General features: G+C 42.2%; 17 protein-coding genes, 1 pseudogene and 1 riboswitch. Of the genes and pseudogenes, 9 read left to right on the top strand and 9 right to left on the bottom strand.

Features of this window, described 5'->3' with window-relative positions; all coding sequences use genetic code 11:
- Nucleotides 1-11 precede the first annotated feature (11 nt).
- Complete coding sequence (locus GW828_RS13030) at nt 12-1,883, top strand: methyl-accepting chemotaxis protein (protein WP_182698268.1); 1,872 nt, start codon at nt 12-14, stop codon at nt 1,881-1,883.
- 190 nt (nt 1,884-2,073) lie between these two features.
- Here GW828_RS13030 and GW828_RS13025 read toward each other — a convergent pair whose 3' ends face one another.
- The gene (locus GW828_RS13025) at nt 2,074-2,856 is read right to left on the bottom strand and encodes a class I SAM-dependent methyltransferase (protein WP_182698301.1); all 783 of its coding nucleotides are present in this window, start codon (nt 2,854-2,856) and stop codon (nt 2,074-2,076) included.
- Nucleotides 2,857-2,986: 130 nt separating this feature from the next.
- On the opposite strand from GW828_RS13025, the gene GW828_RS13020 reads away from it, so the two are divergent.
- Nucleotides 2,987-3,832, top strand: coding sequence for a 23S rRNA (adenine(2030)-N(6))-methyltransferase RlmJ (locus GW828_RS13020; protein WP_124016746.1), 846 nt, complete (start codon nt 2,987-2,989; stop codon nt 3,830-3,832).
- 268 nt (nt 3,833-4,100) lie between these two features.
- On the opposite strand, the gene GW828_RS13015 is transcribed toward GW828_RS13020, so the two are convergent.
- The 5 genes and pseudogenes from GW828_RS13015 to GW828_RS12995 all read right to left on the bottom strand — a co-directional run bounded on the left by GW828_RS13015 (nt 4,101) and on the right by GW828_RS12995 (nt 11,808).
- Nucleotides 4,101-5,459 (bottom strand): M28 family peptidase, encoded by a 1,359-nt coding sequence (locus GW828_RS13015; protein WP_420542438.1) that lies wholly within the window; start codon nt 5,457-5,459, stop codon nt 4,101-4,103.
- Between the two features lie 91 nt (nt 5,460-5,550).
- Nucleotides 5,551-6,174: pseudogene (locus GW828_RS13010) on the bottom strand (lytic transglycosylase domain-containing protein); the annotation flags it as partial.
- Between the two features lie 361 nt (nt 6,175-6,535).
- Nucleotides 6,536-7,075 carry a hypothetical protein gene (locus GW828_RS13005; protein ID WP_124016744.1) on the bottom strand — a complete coding sequence of 180 codons (540 nt, stop codon included), beginning with the start codon at nt 7,073-7,075 and terminating at the stop codon, nt 6,536-6,538.
- 419 nt (nt 7,076-7,494) lie between these two features.
- Nucleotides 7,495-10,650, bottom strand: coding sequence for an efflux RND transporter permease subunit (locus tag GW828_RS13000; RefSeq protein ID WP_124016743.1), 3,156 nt, complete (start codon nt 10,648-10,650; stop codon nt 7,495-7,497).
- Between the two features lie 9 nt (nt 10,651-10,659).
- Nucleotides 10,660-11,808 carry an efflux RND transporter periplasmic adaptor subunit gene (locus GW828_RS12995; protein ID WP_124016742.1) on the bottom strand — a complete coding sequence of 383 codons (1,149 nt, stop codon included), beginning with the start codon at nt 11,806-11,808 and terminating at the stop codon, nt 10,660-10,662.
- Nucleotides 11,809-12,780: 972 nt separating this feature from the next.
- Here GW828_RS12995 and GW828_RS12990 point away from each other — a divergent pair.
- Nucleotides 12,781-13,398 carry a TetR/AcrR family transcriptional regulator C-terminal domain-containing protein gene (locus tag GW828_RS12990; protein WP_124016741.1) on the top strand — a complete coding sequence of 206 codons (618 nt, stop codon included), beginning with the start codon at nt 12,781-12,783 and terminating at the stop codon, nt 13,396-13,398.
- Between the two features lie 24 nt (nt 13,399-13,422).
- Here the strand turns inward: GW828_RS12990 and GW828_RS12985 are convergent, their stop codons facing one another.
- Both GW828_RS12985 and GW828_RS12980 read right to left on the bottom strand, forming a co-directional pair.
- Nucleotides 13,423-14,112, bottom strand: a complete 690-nt coding sequence (locus GW828_RS12985; RefSeq protein WP_124016740.1) for a DNA-3-methyladenine glycosylase I — start codon at nt 14,110-14,112, stop codon at nt 13,423-13,425.
- Nucleotides 14,113-14,212: 100 nt separating this feature from the next.
- Nucleotides 14,213-14,743: a thioesterase family protein gene (locus GW828_RS12980; RefSeq protein WP_182741126.1), complete on the bottom strand. Its 531-nt coding sequence runs from the start codon at nt 14,741-14,743 to the stop codon at nt 14,213-14,215.
- Between the two features lie 270 nt (nt 14,744-15,013).
- A riboswitch (FMN riboswitch) is annotated at nt 15,014-15,184 on the top strand.
- Nucleotides 15,185-15,277: 93 nt separating this feature from the next.
- On the opposite strand from GW828_RS12980, the gene ribB reads away from it, so the two are divergent.
- The 6 genes from ribB (at nt 15,278) to GW828_RS12950 (ending at nt 18,257) form a co-directional block, all read left to right on the top strand.
- The gene (gene ribB / locus GW828_RS12975) at nt 15,278-15,934 is read left to right on the top strand and encodes a 3,4-dihydroxy-2-butanone-4-phosphate synthase (RefSeq protein WP_011639277.1); all 657 of its coding nucleotides are present in this window, start codon (nt 15,278-15,280) and stop codon (nt 15,932-15,934) included.
- Between the two features lie 346 nt (nt 15,935-16,280).
- A complete protein-coding gene (locus tag GW828_RS12970; protein WP_182741127.1) occupies nt 16,281-16,544 on the top strand; it encodes a hypothetical protein in 264 nt (87 codons plus the stop codon).
- A 2-nt stretch (nt 16,545-16,546) separates the two neighbouring features.
- Entirely contained in the window at nt 16,547-16,933 is a 387-nt protein-coding gene (locus tag GW828_RS12965; protein ID WP_124016738.1) for a DUF3703 domain-containing protein, read from the top strand.
- Nucleotides 16,934-17,034: 101 nt separating this feature from the next.
- A complete protein-coding gene (locus tag GW828_RS12960) occupies nt 17,035-17,421 on the top strand; it encodes a VOC family protein (RefSeq protein ID WP_182741128.1) in 387 nt (128 codons plus the stop codon).
- A 40-nt stretch (nt 17,422-17,461) separates the two neighbouring features.
- The gene (locus GW828_RS12955) at nt 17,462-17,818 is read left to right on the top strand and encodes a MerR family transcriptional regulator (protein ID WP_337956442.1); all 357 of its coding nucleotides are present in this window, start codon (nt 17,462-17,464) and stop codon (nt 17,816-17,818) included.
- A gap of 58 nt (nt 17,819-17,876) precedes the next feature.
- On the top strand, nt 17,877-18,257 hold the full coding sequence (locus GW828_RS12950) for a carboxymuconolactone decarboxylase family protein (protein WP_273058043.1): 381 nt from the start codon (nt 17,877-17,879) through the stop codon (nt 18,255-18,257).
- A gap of 101 nt (nt 18,258-18,358) precedes the next feature.
- Here GW828_RS12950 and GW828_RS12945 read toward each other — a convergent pair whose 3' ends face one another.
- Nucleotides 18,359-19,021 carry a flagellar brake domain-containing protein gene (locus GW828_RS12945; protein ID WP_259396822.1) on the bottom strand — a complete coding sequence of 221 codons (663 nt, stop codon included), beginning with the start codon at nt 19,019-19,021 and terminating at the stop codon, nt 18,359-18,361.
- Nucleotides 19,022-19,176: the final 155 nt, after the last annotated feature.

The raw sequence follows: 19,176 nt of genomic DNA, 5'->3' as shown, positions 1-19,176 counted from the left end.
TAACATCCCATATGAAGTCATATTCACTAAAGCAAAAGATATTACTATCGGTTGTCCTCGCCCTTGCGGTTGTCATTGGACTATTATCGTGGCACAGCTATTCAACCCAAAAAAGCTCGTTACTGCAAAGTAGTGTTAATCAGGTAAGTGAATCTGGTAAACAACAGGCAAAACTAATTGAAGGATGGTTGTCTGATCGTAAACGGATCATCAGCTCAGTTGCCACTAAGGTCGAAGGTGATACGCTTAATGCTTTGCAACAAGCAAAAATCTCCGGCGATTTTCAGCTAACCTATTTCGGTAACAATAATGGCATAATGATTGATTCAGACCCGAGTATTGATCGTACCGGCTATGATCCTAGATCGCGTCCTTGGTACCATCAATCACAACAAGCACGTAAAACAATTATTACCAAACCTTACGTAGATGTCGCCTTTAATGTATTGGTCGTCACTATCGCTAAACCGACCAGCAATGGCGTAGTTGCTGGCGATGTTTCAATTGCTAGCTTAGTCGATAGCGTCAACAGCATGTCCCTGCCAGCCAACGGTTATGCCATCATGATGCATAAAGACGGCACTGTGATTGCTTATAAAGACGCAAATAAATTGATGGGCAAAATTACGTCTATTGATAATAAGTTAAGCAGTCAATTGATCCAATCAAGTCGTCAAACAGGCAAATTAGTACCTGTCTATTTTGATACTGAAGGCAGAGATAAATTACTCTGGAGCGAAGAGATACCGAATACTGATTGGCAACTGGTTTTTGTACTCGACCAACAAACCCTAGAAGCACCACTTGCCAGTTTAATGTTTACCCAACTAGGATTGGCTGTATTAGTACTGATTATCAGTGTGTTATCAATTTCATGGTTATTAAGCCTGTTACTTGCACCATTAAGCCGTGTATCACAAGCATTATCCCGCATCGCTGACGGCAATGGTGATTTAACCCAACGCATCACTGTCGACAGTCAGGATGAAGTCGGGGTGCTAGCCGATAACTTTAACCGCTTTGTGAGTAGTCAACATCAGCTGATCAGCCATATTCGTCATCTGGCGCACGAACTGCATTTAGATGCAGAGCAGAGTTTACTTACAAATCAAACAAGTGTTGATGAGCTACAACGCCAACAGCAAGAAGTCGCAATGGTTGCGACTGCAGTGACGGAAATGTCATGCGCAACCCATGAAATTGCAGCCAATGCTGAAAGTACTGCTGCGGCGGCGCAACAGTCAACCCAAAGCAGTATTCAAGGTAAAGGTTTAGTTGATAAAACTCGCACGACCATTAATTCGTTGGCATCAGAAATAGATGAAACCACTACCGTCATTGGTAAATTAAGCCTACATGCACAAGCCATCTCTAGCATTTTGACAACAATTCAAGGGATTGCTGAGCAAACTAACTTATTGGCATTAAATGCAGCGATTGAGGCCGCTCGTGCGGGTGAACAAGGTCGTGGTTTTGCCGTAGTGGCTGATGAAGTGCGAGTATTATCTCGTCGGACTCAAGACTCAACGGCAGAGATTTATACCACTATCGAAACCTTACAAAGCACAACCAAACAAGCTGTTTGCTTGATGGACAGTAGTAAAACATTAGCCAATAACAGTGTTGATGATGTTAACGCTGCGGCAAACGCTCTGGAAGAAATAACTGAAGCGGTCAATATGATTTCTGATATGGCGGGTCAAATAGCCATAGCAGCAGAAGAGCAAACACAGGTGACGAACGAAATAACTAAAAATACTGTTGCGATAAAAGATGTCACCGATGAGATCACCTCATCGGCGATGACTCATTTAGACCAAGCCACAATGCTCAAAGACCGTGCGACAGATTTGAGTAACAAAGTCGCCACCTTTATTTTGTAACCATGTTTTATTGGTCTGGTGCAGGCATATTGCTAAGCAAGAATATCCAGCCGAGTTCCAACGACATTTGGATGAGTCTTTTGAGGTAAAAGCCAGTTAGCTTTCCTCAAAGACTCAACAAAATCAAGATTCGTAATCTAAAGCCAATAGTAATAACCTAAAACACTAATATTCGATGTTCGACTTGATGCTATTTCATCGCGGATTTGATGTATAAATCGAAGCGATTTTTTTTAGTTTCAATCACAGAATGCGGCTTTACACCGTCTAAATCCTCAGCATAATCAGGGCGTTTTACAACGACACGTTTGGTGGCTAATGCGATAGCAGGTGCCAGTAATCCATCGGCATCAAGATCAGCCCCAACTAAGGTTTGGAATACTCGCATTTCTTTTTTTACCAGCGCTGACTTTTCACGGTGTGGGTACATGGGATCAAGGTAAACCACATCAATCTCGCTGACGTTAGTGCTCGTTTTCACCGCATCGGCTAATGCATTGAGGCTGGAACCATGGAACAAGCTCATACGCTCATGCATCCATTGGCCAATTTCAGCATCATCATACGCGCGGCGTAAACCGTCTTCGAGTAGCGCGGCAACCACGGGGTTTCGTTCAACCATAATGACTTTACAACCTAGGCTGGCCAATACAAATGCATCACGGCCTAAGCCGGCAGTTCCATCCACAACCGTTGGCGTTAAGCCTTGTTTTAATCCAACCGCTTTGGCGATAGATTGACCTCGCCCGCCACCAAACTTACGCCGATGAGCAACCGCACCAGAAACAAAATCAACACTAATGCCGTCTAGTTTAGGCTCATCTCGTTTATGCAAACTTAGGCAGTTTTGCTCAAAGCGCAATTCAAAAGCAGCATGCTGATCCCACACAAGCTGCCAGCGCTGGGCAATATCGACTAATGAAGGATACTGCTGATTAAAGAAGATAGGTGTCTGCAACAAGATGATTACCATGCCAATATAAGAAACTACGCCATTATGCCAAAAGCCATCACCAGTGAACACCTATACCTCGCGCGCTAGAAAACTTATAATGTCGACATTACACAGTTTTTGCTGTCTCATTTAGTAAATGGAAATGCCCATGCTCAGTTATCGCCACGGTTATCATGCAGGCAATTATGCCGATGTGCTTAAGCACTCAATGCTTATTCAAGTATTAAAAGCGATGCAGAAAAAAGATAAACCTTATGTGTATATTGATACTCATGCAGGTGCCGGCGCCTACTCATTAACCGATGAGTTTGCTCAGAAAACGGGCGAGTATTTAGACGGCGTGGCTAAATTATGGGACCACGCAAATTTACCTACTGCATTGGCTGATTACGTTGAGACAGTAAAGCACTTTAACGCTGAATTTGATGGTGAATTAACGGTTTACCCTGGTTCTCCGGCGATTGTCGATGTCGAACTGCGTCCGCAAGATCGTATGGTATTGCACGAACTGCATGTTACTGACCACGAGTTACTGGAAAATTATTTCATTGACGACAAGCAAGTAAAAGTCATTCGAGGCGATGGTTTAAAAGGATTAATTGCCGCGGTTCCTCCATTAGAGCGCCGTGGAGTCATATTAATTGATCCCAGCTATGAAATGAAAACTGACTATCAGGATGTGGCTGAAACCATTATTAAAGCTCATAAACGTTTTGCGACTGGGACATTTGTTTTATGGTATCCAGTGGTAAAACGTGAGCAAACAGAAGCTATGTTAACCTTGCTAAAAAACAGCGGAATTAAAAAACAGTTGCGTATTGAGCAAGCCGTTAGCGCTGACAGTGACGAGTTTGGTATGACAGCTGCTGGCTTATGGGTTATTAACCCACCTTGGCAATTAGATGTATTAGCTAAAGAAGCATTAGATTATTTAACTCCATTATTAGGTCATGCCGATGGCCATACGACTGTGAAGTGGGAAGTCGGCGAATAATTTAGCCTCTGCAGGGTTTATGTTGCTGTGGCGTGTAAATGATTAATGATTTAGTGGCTAAGATTATTTAACGCCGTTATTAAATCTAGATCATGCCGATGGCCATACGACTGTGAAGTGGGAAGTCGGTGAATAATTTAGCCTCTGCAGGCTTTATGTTGCAGTGCAATGTGAAGAATGATTACTGATAGTAGATAATAGAAAATGCCCAAACCGCAGCAACGGTTTGGGCATTTTTGTTGGTTATCTTCAAAGCTGTTACTGAGCGTTATTTAAAGAATGCACCTGCTGCACCCGGAAACACCACTGGGCTGACATTGCCATTCGCGGCAACGCTGGCCACGCCATATAAGTAATTATCGATAACCATATTATCTAACGTGAACTGATCAACCTTGCCGACATAGCGACTATGAGTCCATTCTGGCACTGTGGTTAAACGCCAATAGACGCGATATCCAACAACAGTTTTATCATCACTTCTTGCCCAACTTAAGGTGGTACTCGGTGATACTTGCCCTGCAATGGTAACCTTGGTTGGCGGTGCTGGTGCCCACGCTTGTGACGCTAAGCTCAGTGCATTAAGTGCAGTCAGTTTGGCTGTAAAGTCAAAATCGACACCTTCAATCACATCACCATACGCAATGCCATTTTCAACGCGAATATCTTGATGCTGACGATTATAGTTCTCGTTGGTTTCCATAATCCGTACGGCAGGCAAGCCAGCCTGATTAAACGGTAAATGATGTCCACCACGGCCAAAACGGTCGAGGCGATACACTAGCATCACCTCTAAATTAGTCATGTACTGGTCTGCTAACGATTTAATTTTACGGGCTAAATTACGTGAAGCAGAATCATTTTCGCCGCCACTAAAATAGCGTTCTTTGGCTTCATCTGCGGTTTCGGCAATACGTACACCTTCAGAAAACACCCGCACACTACTGTTATTCACCACGCCATTAATGCCTGATATATTGCCAATCATGTCATTATTTAATACTGCTTGAACCTGCCAATTTTGCGCTTTAGCATAGTCAGCTAAAATATTACCGCCATACAGGCCTTGCTCTTCGCCCGACAACGCAGCATAAACGATAGTGCCGTTAAATTGATATTTTGATAATACGCGAGCAGCTTCTAGCGCTCCCGCAACCCCCGACGCATTGTCATTAGCGCCAGGAGAAATTGAGCTGGCATCTAATACATCACTGACACGTGAATCAATATCACCGCTCATCATCACTACGCGCTTAGGATCTGTTTGACCACGTTGAATAGCAATAACATTAACCACTTCGGTTGGGTTCGCAATTCGTTTACCTTGAACGGTATCAGCCACAGTCACCACTTCTAAACAGCCGCCACACTCTTTAGATATACGATTAAATTCAGCTTCAATCCAACGTCTTGCAGCACCAATACCCTGGGTATCAGATTGAGTATCAGACAAGGTATGGCGGGTTCCGAAACCGACTAAAGTGCGAATATATTGCTCAATCCGCTGGGCTTGTGGTGCAGTCGCGATGTCGTATAAACGCACATCTTCTTGCGATGGCGCAGCTGATGATTTATCGGCAGCAACGGCGGGGACAGCTACAGCGCCCAATATCAGTAATCCGGCCATACTAGTAAGGCCATAGCCCTGAGTGCGACGGAACGGGATACGCTTGGAGTGAAGTTTATCAAGTAAATGATTCATTAATAATTACCTTAAATTAACTGGCTAATGCCTTTTGATAGCGTTTTAATAATATTTTTACACGCTTTACATAAGCTTGTGTTTCAGGATAGGGCGGTATGCCGCGGTATTGCATCACAGTAGTCGGGCCAGCATTGTATGCTGCACACGCAAGATCAATGTCGCCGTTGAATTGGCTGAGTAACAGTGCAAGATAACGACTGCCACCGCGAATATTTTGCTGAGCATTAAAAGGATCATCAACGCCCATATCGCTAGCGGTCGCAGGCATTAACTGCATCAAGCCTTTGGCACCCGCTTTTGATAGTGCACCCATTTTGAAAGCCGACTCAGCATGAATAACGGCCCGAATAAGTGCAGGATCCAGCTGATATTGGCGCGCTGCTAAAGCAACATCGGCAGCAAAAGGTGAAGTAAATAATGGAATTTTATACCAATCGATAACCGAGTCGACACGACATGCAAAACATTCATACAACAGCACTTGGTAGTCATCACCCTGCGGTTGTACATCGCTAAATACCATCACGCCATTGGTTTGCTTATATTGGTAAACTTTACGTTTTTCAACGCCTAAATCACTCACGATACCATTGTCGGAATAACTCGCCTTAATGCGCTGCTTACTCGGTACACTGGCCGACGGCTTTAACGGGTAGTCATTCGTTAAGGTGCGCGGCTGCGGTTTTTCATCGACATAGCCTGCTGTTAATGACAATGGATCTTTGATTGAATCAACCTTGCTTCGACTCGTCATCTTATCCATTTCTGATGCCGGAGCGGTGTTTTCTGCAACGGGTGCAGGTTGTGTAGGTTGTAACGATAACTGTTTTTTAACTGCAGCTTGTTCAGGCAAGTACTTAGCTTTGAGTTGTGGCTTGTCAACTTCTTCTACGGCGGGATAAATCACTTGTTTGGCTTGCACCTGCATGTGTAAACCAGCGCAAGCCAACAATCCCATGATACCCAATAGCGTCTGTCGATTACCCCATATCATTGGGTTAGTCCTGCACTTGATCGAATATTGGCATCGGCGCGATACGCGCAAATTTAGCCACAGCAGATCCAGGAAAAATTTTAACACCGCTGTTTAACTCGTCGACGGCTTTGCGGTAAAAATCCTCTGCATGGACAAAATCGAGTTCTAACTGTAAATACTCGGCAAGCTGGTCAGCACACAGTTTGTCTTTATTTACCGTTGATAATAACGCCTCTAAACCTTGATCAATCTGTTGCCACGCAGCAATAGATACCGACAAGGAGCCGCCCGCTACGTTTGATTCTTCTATGGGTTGTTCCCAATCATGTTGGGGCTGCATTTGTTTAAGTTGCAACAATTGAGCTTGTTGATCATCAGTTAGGGGGTGTTGATACGACTTTTTTTCCTGGCACAGTTCAGTGAACAACATTAATCTTTTATCAATTTTTGCGTCGATCACTTTCAGCGCTTCAATGGCTGAAGTGCGCTTTTTAAGTAGACTGGCATACCAAAGATAAGCCAGAATAGCGGCTAAAGTGAGGCTAATAAATAGCGCCTGCATGGTGACATCCTTTATTATTGTTATTCACTATCATAATCATAATTTAATCAAAAGTTCATCTTTATCGATGATAGCTTAGCTAAAAAATAACCATTAAAGTATCAGTAAAGCACGAATAGATGTTAATAAGCTGTTTTAATTAACATTTTGACTATAACACAACAAATCTGCACATGTGTGACCTAAAACCGTACCGTTTACAATTAAATAGCTAACTTTATCAAACACCTAATACAATTTTAACCAGAGTGTTTTTTAAACACATTTTCAGTTTTCTATTGAATATAAACCAAAATACCGTTTAATAATGCCGACTTAATACCTTTTGAGTCAGTTTTCACTCTCTGTATCTCTTCAAAAACAATAGTCATAAAAAAGCCCAGTTAAACTGGGCTTTTTACAATCAATAATGTAAAAAATTAAATATTTTTTCTATCGTTATCGACTTTTTCATCTTCCTCTTCCGTTGGTTTTTCACGCTTACTGAAAATGCGCTCAACCACCACAAAGAATAACGGCACAAAGAAGATACCTAAGAAGGTGGAGGTCATCATACCGCCCAATACCGCAGTACCGATGGCATTTTGACTACCAGAGCCAACTCCAGAACTAATCGCTAATGGCACAACACCTAAACCAAATGCTAATGAAGTCATTAGAATTGGGCGTAAACGCACACGTACCGCATGTAATGTTGCCTCAATTAGCCCAGATCCTTTTTCGTAATATTCCTTGGCAAACTCGACAATTAGAATGGCGTTTTTAGTCGCCAGGCCCACCGTGGTTAACAGACCGACTTGGAAGAATACGTCGTTAGGTAAACCGCGACCATTCATTGCCAATAGCGCCCCAATAATCCCTAGTGGTACCACTAAAATCACCGATAAAGGCACTGACCAGCTTTCATACAGAGCAGCCAATACCAAGAACACAATTAGGATAGATAAAGCATACAAACTAGGTGCTTGATTACCCGACAAACGTTCTTCGTACGACAAACCATTCCACTCTAAGCCGTACCCTGGAGGAAGCTGCTTGGCCATCTCCTCTAATGCATCCATCGCGTCACCAGTGCTATAACCCGGTGCTGTTGAGCCTTGAATATTGACCGCGGGTACACCGTTAAAGCGCTGTAATTGTGGTGAGCCAAATTCCCAAGTACCGGATGCAAATGCCGAAAACGGTACCATTTCACCATTATTGTTACGTACATACCAAGAGTCTAAATCACCAGGTTGCATACGATATTTAGCATCCCCCTGAACATAAACCTTTTTAACTCGGCCACGGTCAATAAAGTCATTCACATATGACCCACCCCATGCGGTACCCAGCACGCTGTTGACGCTATTAATATCAATATCTAAAGCACGCAATTTAGCGTGATCAATATTAATTTTGTATATCGGCGCATCTTCCTGACCATTTGGACGAACCCCAACAAGATTCGAGTTTTGTGAAGCCATGCCTAATAATTGATTACGCGCTTCAATTAACTTGGCGTGTCCTTGACCATTTAAGTCTTTCAGGTAGACATCAAAACCATTTGCAGTACCAAGCTCGATCACTGATGGCGGTACAAAGGCAAACACTAACGCCTCTTTAATTTGCGCAAAGTGACCCATGGCTCGTCCTGCCAATGATTTAACATCTTCACCCGGTGCTTCACGTTCAGACCAATCTTTTAAACCCACAAACGCAAGTCCCATATTTTGCCCAGAACCAGCAAAACTGAAACCTGAAACGGTAAAGACTGACCTCACAATGTCTTTTTCTTCAGTAAGATAATAATTAGAAACGTCTTTTAATACCTTAACCGTGCTTTCTTGGGTGGAGTTAGTTGGCAAAATCGCTTGTGTAAACAAGATACCTTGGTCTTCATCGGGTAAGAATGCCGTTGGCATGCGTAAGAAAATCCAACCCACAGCAATAACTAAACCAACATAAATCAGCATGACTCTAAAAGAACGCTTAAGAATACTGCCGACACTTGATTCATAACGCGATGTCATTGCATCAAACTTACGGTTAAACCAGCCAAAGAACCCTGTATCTGCGTAGGAATGACCTTTTTCGATTGGTTTTAACATGGTGGCACATAATGCCGGCGTTAACACGATGGCGACAAACACCGATAAAGCCATCGCTGAAACAATAGTAATAGAGAACTGACGATAAATGACCCCGGTGGAGCCAGACATAAATGCCATTGGTACGAACACCGCCGACAAGGTCAAACCGATACCGACTAAGGCACTGGTAATTTGATCCATTGATTTTCGGGTTGCCTCAAGCGGACTTAAGCCTTCTTCAGACATTACGCGTTCAACGTTTTCAACCACAACAATCGCATCATCTACTAGCAAACCAATCGCCAATACCATGGCAAACATGGTTAAGGTATTAATGGTAAAACCGGCTGCAGATAACACAGCAAATGTTCCTAATAACACCACAGGCACAGCGATTGTTGGAATAAGTGTTGCTCTAAAATTTTGTAAAAACAGGTACATGATCAAGAACACCAACACTATGGCTTCTATCAATGTATGCACCACACCTTCGATTGATTGCTCAACGAACGGCGTTGTATCATAGGGATAAACCACCTCAAGCCCTTGAGGGAAAAACTCTTTCATCTCATTAACTTTGGCTTTAATACCCTCTGCAGTGTCTAACGCATTCGCACCGGTGGCTAATTTAAACGCTAAACCAGATGCGGGTTTACCATTATAATATGAGTCTACCGCGTAGCTTTCTGCGCCTAATTCCACTCTGGCAACATCGGCTAGAAAAACGTTGGCGCCCGACGAATCAGATTTAACAATAATTTTCTTAAACTGCTCTGGTGTTTGTAAGCGGCTTTGTGCTGATACCGTCGCGTTAAGCTCTTGACCCGCAACCGAAGGCGCACCACCTAATTGACCCGCTGATATCTGAGCATTTTGCTCACGTATTGCAGCAATGACATCAATACTGGTTAGTTTGTATTGGGTTAACTTAAGCGGGTCTAACCAAATACGCATTGCGTACTGCGCACCAAAAAGTGTCAGTTCACCCACACCAGGTACACGGCTCATTGGGTCTTGTACGTTGGCAGCAACATAATCGGCAATATCGCTTTTCCCCATTGAACCATCAGCAGACACAAAGCCAAGCACCATTAAAAAGCCCGAGCTGGACTTGTTAACTTGTACACCTTGTTGCTGAACTTCAGTGGGTAATAACGGAGTAGCCGCTTGCAGCTTATTCTGAACTTGTACTTGAGCAATATCAGGATCGGCCTCAGCATTAAACGTCAGGGTAATCTTCGCATTACCAAAACTGTCACTGGTCGATGAGATATAACGTAAGTGATCCAGCCCGGTCATGCGCTGCTCAATCACCTGAGTAACCGTGTCTTCCATGGTTTTAGCCGAAGCACCAGGATAGAAAGCACTGATCACCACTGTTGGCGGTGCAATACTCGGATACTGTGCAATGGGCAAGCCTTTAATGGCTAACACACCCGCGAGCATAATTAATAATGCAATCACCCAAGCAAAAATAGGGCGATCAATAAAAAAGCGAGCCATAATGATTCCCTATTTTTGTGGTTGGTCAGCCGTTAACGCCTGAGCTGAAACAGGTGCACCAGGACGAATTTTTTGCAATCCTTCGACAATTAATTTATCGCCAACAGACAAACCATCAACAATGCGCCATTGATTACCAATCACTTCAGCTGTTTTTACCACGCGCATTTCAACATTACTGTCTTGATTAACTATCATTGCGACAGCTTCACCTTTAGAGTTACGCGTAATGGCACGTTGTGGCACTAAAATCGCTTGTGGATCTTGGCCAGCATTGAGCAATGCACGAACATACATACCCGGTAACAGTATTCCGTCTGGGTTAGGAAACTCAGCGCGAAGGGTTACAGAGCCAGTCGTTTCATCAACGTTAACTTCAGCAAATTGTAGAATGCCTTGTTGTTCGTAGGTGCTACCATCTTCAAGGATTAAGGTTACTTTAGCATTTTCACTTTCCAGTAACTGCCCAGAACGTAAGTTAGCTTTTAAACGTAACAGCTGCGCACTTGACTGCACTATGTCGATATTAATGGGATCAAGCTGTTGAATTGTCGCTAACGTATTGCTTTGGTTTGCCGTCACCAAGGCGCCGGCAGTCACTGATGATTTGCCAATACGACCAGAAATCGGTGCTTTAACTTCAGTATATTCAGTGTTAATTGTCGCAGTATTAATCGCGGCTTTAGCAACCACAACCGCAGCTTGTGCTTCTTTATATGCCGCTTCAGTCTCGTCAAAATCTTGCTTACTGATCGCATTGGTTTTAACTAACTTGTCATAACGCGCTGCTTTGGCTTTAGCGGAAGCTAAACCAGCATTGGCACTCGCAAGATCGGCTTGCGCACTTACCAGTGCAGCTTTATAGGTTGCGGCGTCAATTTGATACAGTGATTGACCTTGCTTAACTTCAGTCCCTTCAGTAAAGGCACGTTTAGTGATAATACCTGTGACTTGCGGTCGTACTTCGGCTTCTAAATACGCACGACTGCGGCCAGGTAGCTCAACTTGAATCGCTTGCGAAATCGCTTCAACGGTCATCACGCCAACAGGTGTAGGTGGTCGCGGTTGTTGTGACTGGGCATTTTCATCCCCTTTACCACAAGCGGTAATCCATAATGCAGCAGAAATAACTGCGGCGACTTTCAATGCTTTGTGCATGAGTGCTCCTACTCCAATTTATTTTCAATATGCGCCACTCGATCTTGAGTAGCCGATTTGAAAATAGCTAATATTAAACTTTAAAATTTTCTGTGTACTTTATCGCATAGGTATAAAATTCAAACAACTTAGCTGATGCGAATAAATTGTAAATAAATAATAAGCTTACGTTATATATACTTAAAAAGTTAACAAATTGTGCTATTCGAGTGAGTAATAAAACAAGCTCGATCAATTATTTCATTCTTAACACTATTTATTAACATCTCAGCTGGATCAATTTGTGGGTTAACAACCGCACCAATGTTCACCAGTAATACACTAACCTAGTGGTTGTTGATGACAAGCTTATTTAAACCATCAATCTTTTATACTGCAAGCATACTATAGCCAGCATTACTCGCCAGCTTGATAATTAGCCAACCATTTGAGTATCATTAAAAGTCAGCAAGCTCATATTATATTTAGTTAATTGACTGATACGCCCAAAAGACTCAAACCAATCATGTAATGGTAAATTAAACGGGCTATTTTACTTACTTTATCACCTTAGCGTTAACATCAATATGAGTCTGTGAGCATGGCAATGACAACATCTGGATATCGCGTGGTAATTTATTATAGGCGCCCATAGCAAACATGCTGAGTCAAACAGCCAAAAAGAGTTATCAATTTGTAAAAGCCATTAAAATAGCCACTGTTAAACAATACATTATGCCATTAGCCTTACATGCCATCAGGCGATTTAATTTCAATGCCCTTTGTGGCTGACTAAGATGATCCTCTGCCACCACCAATAGCTCAAAGCAGTCTGATTAAAAGTTTGAGGAACATAATGATAGTGTTTATCACCCTTAAATCTGCAACTATTTTTAACTATTGCTTCAAAAAGTAAACTACACAGTGTAGTTTAATAATCCATTGTTGAAAAGTAAACTGCTCAGTGTAAAATATTACAATAAGATCGCTTAGATGAAACCAATGAACTCAGAAAAACAAACACGTAGCCAATTAAAACGTGCTGCGATTATAGAGGCCGCCAGAACAACCTTTAAATCATTAGGGGTTACGGCTACCAGTATGGATAAGTTAGCCGAAGTGGCTGGGGTGTCTAAACGAACAGTCTATAATCACTTTGCGACTAAAGAAGCGTTAGTCATGACTTTAATGACTGATTTGTGGGAGCAAGCATTATCTCAACCCACTGTAGCGTATGACGCGCATCAACCTTTAGAAGCACAATTACAGCAGTTAGTACGTGACGATATGGACTACTTACAATCAAAAGAACACATTGAAGTGTCGCGTATGTTAATTGGTCATTTGTTCTATACCACTGAAATGCAGCAAGAATTACAAAAAGTGATCAAAGAAGAGAATGCCATTTTACGTTGGATTAAAGCGGCCACGCAAGATGAGCGATTAAGCGTGACAGATGTCGAGCAAGCGCAAGCAGAATTGCAGAGTTTGATAAAAGGCCAATGTTTTTGGCCATTAATCTTTCAAGTTGAAGAGCCACTGAACGACGAACAAAAACAACAGATTGCCGCCAATATTACTGCCATGTTTTTATGTCGTTATAAGGTTTAACCGCATCGTTTAAAGCATGAAAAATTAAACGCGATTATCGCCCACGCCCAATGAAATAGTCCGGCTAATTTGCGCCAAGCTCATGCCCGACTCTTGTTGCCAATGATTAAAAGCCGCTTGGGTTTGGCGTAAAGCCGTTTGCGATGTAAAGCCAGCATCAACCACGTTATGGCCAGTTAAATAGGCTTGAACATCTTGGCTTAATAAAAAGGTATCTTTACCAATTGCCCGTAAAAAATAGGGCCCAGTATTACCGCCTAAACGAGTGCCGCGCTTTTTAAGCACTTGCCATAAACCGGTAATATCATCGCTTGGCCAATGAGCAATAAACTCCGCAAAACTTCCATGCTCTTGGTTAATGTGTTGGATCATATAGGCATTATCAACAATCGCCTGTGTTTTCTTTTGATGACGAATAAGCTCAGGGTCGGTTGCACGCTGTTGAATTTGATCGGGTGAAAGCATCAGTACCTTCATCGGCTCAAAACCAAAAAAAGCTTTCTCATAGGCAGGCCATTTGTTATCAACCACTCGCCACACAAATCCACTTTGAAACACCCGCTTGCTCATCACAGACAGCAATTGAGCATCAGTATATTGGCTGATTTCGTCAATATCGAGAGTATCCGGTAACATCGACTTCACTACTGCAGGTCCGCCTTTACGCTCACAGGCTCGAGCCCAAATATCGCTGAATTTTTCTAACCTTGCCACGCTTCACCCTCACTACAATATCAATTATATAAACACTCATCACTGGTACGTAATCTTGTACCATCCAGTTTACTTTAGAATGTTATTCACATAATGATAATTAAATATTACGTTGTTTTTTAAGCTGTAAAAACTGTTTCCATTTAACCACTTCCGCTGGCATCTCTGGCACATCGCCAGTGAAACCGGCTGCCGCAATTAAGGTTTCTATCGGCACTTGTTTACCGCGACACATAAATACACCGCGTACATGAGCAATACAATGTAAGCCGCGCTCGGTGTGCATCCGATGCTCAATATAAAAATACTTTTCATCCCAGCCAACAATTTTGGTGTTTATGGTAAATTTTTCAAATGGCTTAATATCGCGGATATAAGTAAACTCAGCAGCATTCACAATAGGTAACCATCTGTTTTTTAAAAATGCCTTCATCAAGCCCATTTCGGCTATCAAATAAGTGCGGGCTAGATCCATAAAGGCTGGATAGCGGGAGTTAGTCAGGTGTAAATTGATGTCACAATCTAATGGCAACACACGATAATCAATCCGGCTAGTACCTAAAAAACCGATGCGTTTACAATGCCCTATACGCCATATAAACAACCAAATAAAACGAAAATACAAATTCATTAACTGTGACTCCTGATATAAACGCATCAGGCTAACAAAGGTCATACCAGTGAGCAAGCTCGTTCAACTCATTAAACAATAGAGATTTGCATCCAGTGATTAAGATAACTGAACCTAGGTATTGCTGCGCTGTAAAATAAGCATTAGTAATGCTTTATTACATTAATGAGATCGATACCCCTTTTCATCTTAATCTTAACTGATTAACATAGTTGCGTGTTTTGCTGAGCCAGCAGTCTGAGCTTAGATGTTTAACACACACATATTGTTTTTAATTCTCAGGGCGGGGCGCAATTCCCCACCGGCGGTATACTTGAAAAAGTGAGCCCGCGAGCGCTCGATTCGTCGAGGTCAGCAGATCTGGTGACTTAGGTATTTACTCATGAGTAATGTCTAACAGTCCAGAGCCGACGGTTATAGTCCGGATGAGAGAGAATAGAGATACATCAATTAGCCTAGGCTATTGATGCAATTTGTTTTGGATTTAGATCCCTCTTTACAAGCCCTGATTCTGGTCATTTTAGGAGTACAACCATGAATCAGTTATCACTACTTGCCGAATTTGGCGAACCAATCACCCGTGTAGAAAATGCATTAGCAGCGCTAAGAGAAGGCCGAGGCGTATTACTACTCGATGATGAAGACCGCGAAAATGAAGGCGACATTATTTATTCTGTCGAGCACTTAACCACAGCCCAAATGGCATTAATGATCCGCGAATGCAGCGGCATTGTGTGTTTATGCTTAACCGACGAACACGCCAACAAGTTACAATTGCCGCCAATGGTTATCAATAACAACAGCGCCAACCAAACTGCGTTTACCATCTCCATTGAAGCAAAGCATGGAGTGACCACTGGCGTTTCCGCTCAAGATCGTGTTACTACCATTAAAACTGCGGCAAACCGCGATGCCAAAGCATCAGACTTGGCTCATCCTGGACACGTATTCCCATTACGTGCTCGCGCTGGCGGAGTGATGTCTCGTCGTGGTCATACCGAAGGCACCGTCGACTTAATGCAAATGGCAGGCTTAATGCCAGCTGGCGTATTATGCGAACTGGCCAACGAAGATGGCAGCATGGCCAAAACACCAGAAATTATCGCCTTTGGCCTTAAGCACAACATGCCTGTACTCACCATCGAAGACATGGTGATGTACCGCAACCAGTACGATTTAAAACTGGCATAATATGTTACTAATACGTCATTCATAAGCAGACTTGTCTGCAGTGAATGAAGATGAAATAACAAGATTAAGAGGTGCTAAGCACCTCTTTTTTTATGCTTGAAATCATGAAGATTATAGAAAATAAGGCCTTATGAGTTAATCCTCGTATGACTTGTTATTTGCCATCCATAACCTCTCTTCCTCACCCCGAGGACTACCACCGCATAACTCTCATTTGAACTCAACGAGTATGTTTACGCTATGCAACACTTTACATTGCAGACTGAAAAAAGCAGGATAAATAACCTCAAAATATATTGCTCACGGCTACCCTTGAGAGTTAGCCAATATTAAATAAAGGACGCTTATGAGCAAATGGAGCACCACTAGCACACTTTCGCTGTACTTAACGCTAATCGGCTCAATTAGTGTAGCCAGATTTGTGACATATTCGTTGGAAGATAATTTTACCGGGTTATCTGACTTACCCCGTATCGTTGATATCGGTATTTATGCCGCCCTAATGACAGTGTTTTATTATTTTTTCGGCCAATTTTTTAACTGGTTGTACTCTGAAGTTCAAAAAAATAACGACGAAAATTCAACTGAGGATAATAAATTGGAGAGGTAACATTGAATAGTTATACCAAAAATATCACTCCTTACGTGCAAGAGCAGTTATCTAAAGCAGATCAATCCGACCGTTTAGGTAATGTTGCAGATTCATTTGTTTACCTTGAGAATGCTCACGTGCTTGGGCAGGAATCAACCTATTGGCATGTAAAAGTGCATTATTTAATGCTGCGTTGGGCAATAAAACAGCGTGATATGAATGAAGCCATAGGTCAAATGATTCGTATCATTGGGGCGGTTTTATTCACTGCAATAAAAGGCGTACCAACGGGGAACACTGGCGGTAGCAATGTTAGCCTAGTAAAAGTCATGCCCATTAAACCAGAGCATGCCGAGATCATAGCGAAAGTAAAAAAACAACATAACTCAACGAGCGAAAAAGATTAATAGACGCCTAGCTACATCATACTGTAAGCCAATAATGGAATGTTAAATACATTACCGGGTAACACAAAGACATCTCTAAACATGGTACATGGGAGGTTCACATGAAACGAGTCACAGGTATCGGCGGCATATTTTTTAAAGCAAAAGATGAACCTGCATTACAAGCTTGGTACAAGCGTCATCTCGGCATTGATGTTCAGGAATGGGGCGGCACGGCTTTCTCTTGGAGCGACTCAAATAACAAACCCGTAGGTGGAACGACTATCTGGGCGGTGAGTTCAGAGAAAAGCGACCAATTTGCTCCAAGCCAAGCCCCATTTATGATCAATTACCGAGTTGAAGACCTCAAAGCTGTCGTCGCAGCCCTAAAAACTGAAGGCTGTAACGTCCTCGATAAGATAGATGAGTCTGAATTTGGCAAGTTTGCGTGGGTGATCGATCCTGAAGGTAATAAAGTCGAATTATGGCAACCGCCTTTAGGTCAATAATAATGCTGAATGTAGCCATTTGCAGGGTAAAAAATAAATGATGAACATGAAAGCATTTTCGACGTTAGCCGGATTATCTTCTCATACGCTGCGATATTATGAAAAAGTCGGTTTACTCAACAAGATTCAGCGAAACAGCAGTGGCCATCGAGTCTACACAGCTAAAGATTTAGAATGGATTACGTTTATCAAACGCCTCAAAGACACTGGCATGCCTTTAGTAAAAATTCAAGAATACGCCCAATTGCGAGCATTAGGGCAAAGTACAGTGCTAGATCGCCAACAACTACTTGAGCATCACAAAGACCAGTTGCAAGCTCACATTAAACGCCAGCAACAACATTTACTGGCGCTAGAAAACAAAATTAATTTGTATAAAGCTAATAAAGTCAGTTGACTTAGAGTTAACTCTAACTTGTAAGGTGTGACTTCTACTTATCAATAGGAGTACATCAATGTCAAATTCAAGATTCACTTTAGGTCTGGAACAGTTGTCCAAAATTGACGGTGAAGCAGGTCATAATGTTATCGAAAGCCTACAAGATATTTGCCCTGACTTAGCTCGATTTACCATTGAATATCCGTTTGGCGATATATATACCCGACCCGGTTTGGATGTAAAGTCGCGAGAAATAGCCACTGTTGCTGCACTGACCGCATTAGGTAATTGTAAACCTCAGCTCAAGGTTCATCTGAGTGCGGCTTTAAATGTCGGTTGCAGCGAAGAGGAAGTAAAAGAAGTATTATTACAAATGTTAGTATATGCTGGTTTTCCTGCGGCATTAAACGCTATGTTCGCCTTTAAAGAAGTGCTTCAAGAGCGAAAACCAGAATAAGCAAGTTGCGATTAATTGTGAGTCCATAACAAGGACCAGCTTAAGAGCCGCTTATGCTCCAACACTGACGTTAACGAAATGATTATGCCCAAGACTCTAGCTTATAACTCAATAGAAAGCTGGTTCAATATGGCCCTAACTTGTTCATCATCCTCTGCAAATTGAATACCTACGTTAACTTTTCCGTTCTCAAAGCGACTATTGCACACCTTCGCGGGAATGGTTATTTCAGTATCGTTGGGTGAACGCATAATGATGAAAATATCTTTCGGATTAACTTTAACTTTCGAGTTATCAGTTTTGAATACAAAACCACAGCCTTTGGCAGAAATATCCGAAATAATGCCTTTTAATTGGGATAGTTTTTTTACATCATCATCGTCTCTTGTGACAATAGATGCAGGTATATGAGTCACAAAACGTTGATGAGTGCGAAGCTGACGGTTTTCTATTTTAGCGGGATAACTTAAGAAGATAAATTTTTCAGGGATTTTAGTGATATTTCTAATGGTCGATCGAAATGCATAACACTCGCCTTGCTGGCCCTCCAATAAATAACGAACCACCACAACATTACCTTCCACAAGCACATCACTGTAGTTACTCATATTCTGAGGAGCTGGATGCTTGAGGATAATATATTGACCTAGATCGTACCCGACCAACATTGCTTTAAGACGCAATTTAACGGGATGGTCGATCTGTAAATCAACAATTTTTCCGGGAGTTAACTCGAAAAATATAGCGTTGGGTGTGGTTGTCAATGTTCTGGATCCATGGGAGTTTGATGATAAATTTACAACCGTAAATGTATGCTGTGAATAAAACCAAAACAATAGTTATACACAGTTTAAAACTAAAAAGATGTCGCCAAATTAAATTAATTAAATCTTTATTGAATATTCATTACTCAATAAAG

Origin of the sequence: Shewanella vesiculosa, from assembly GCF_009994065.1 — a bacterium.
GTDB lineage: Bacteria > Pseudomonadota > Gammaproteobacteria > Enterobacterales > Shewanellaceae > Shewanella > Shewanella vesiculosa.
Note: the sequence above shows the minus strand (reverse complement) of the source record. Positions and strands in the feature narration are given on the sequence as shown.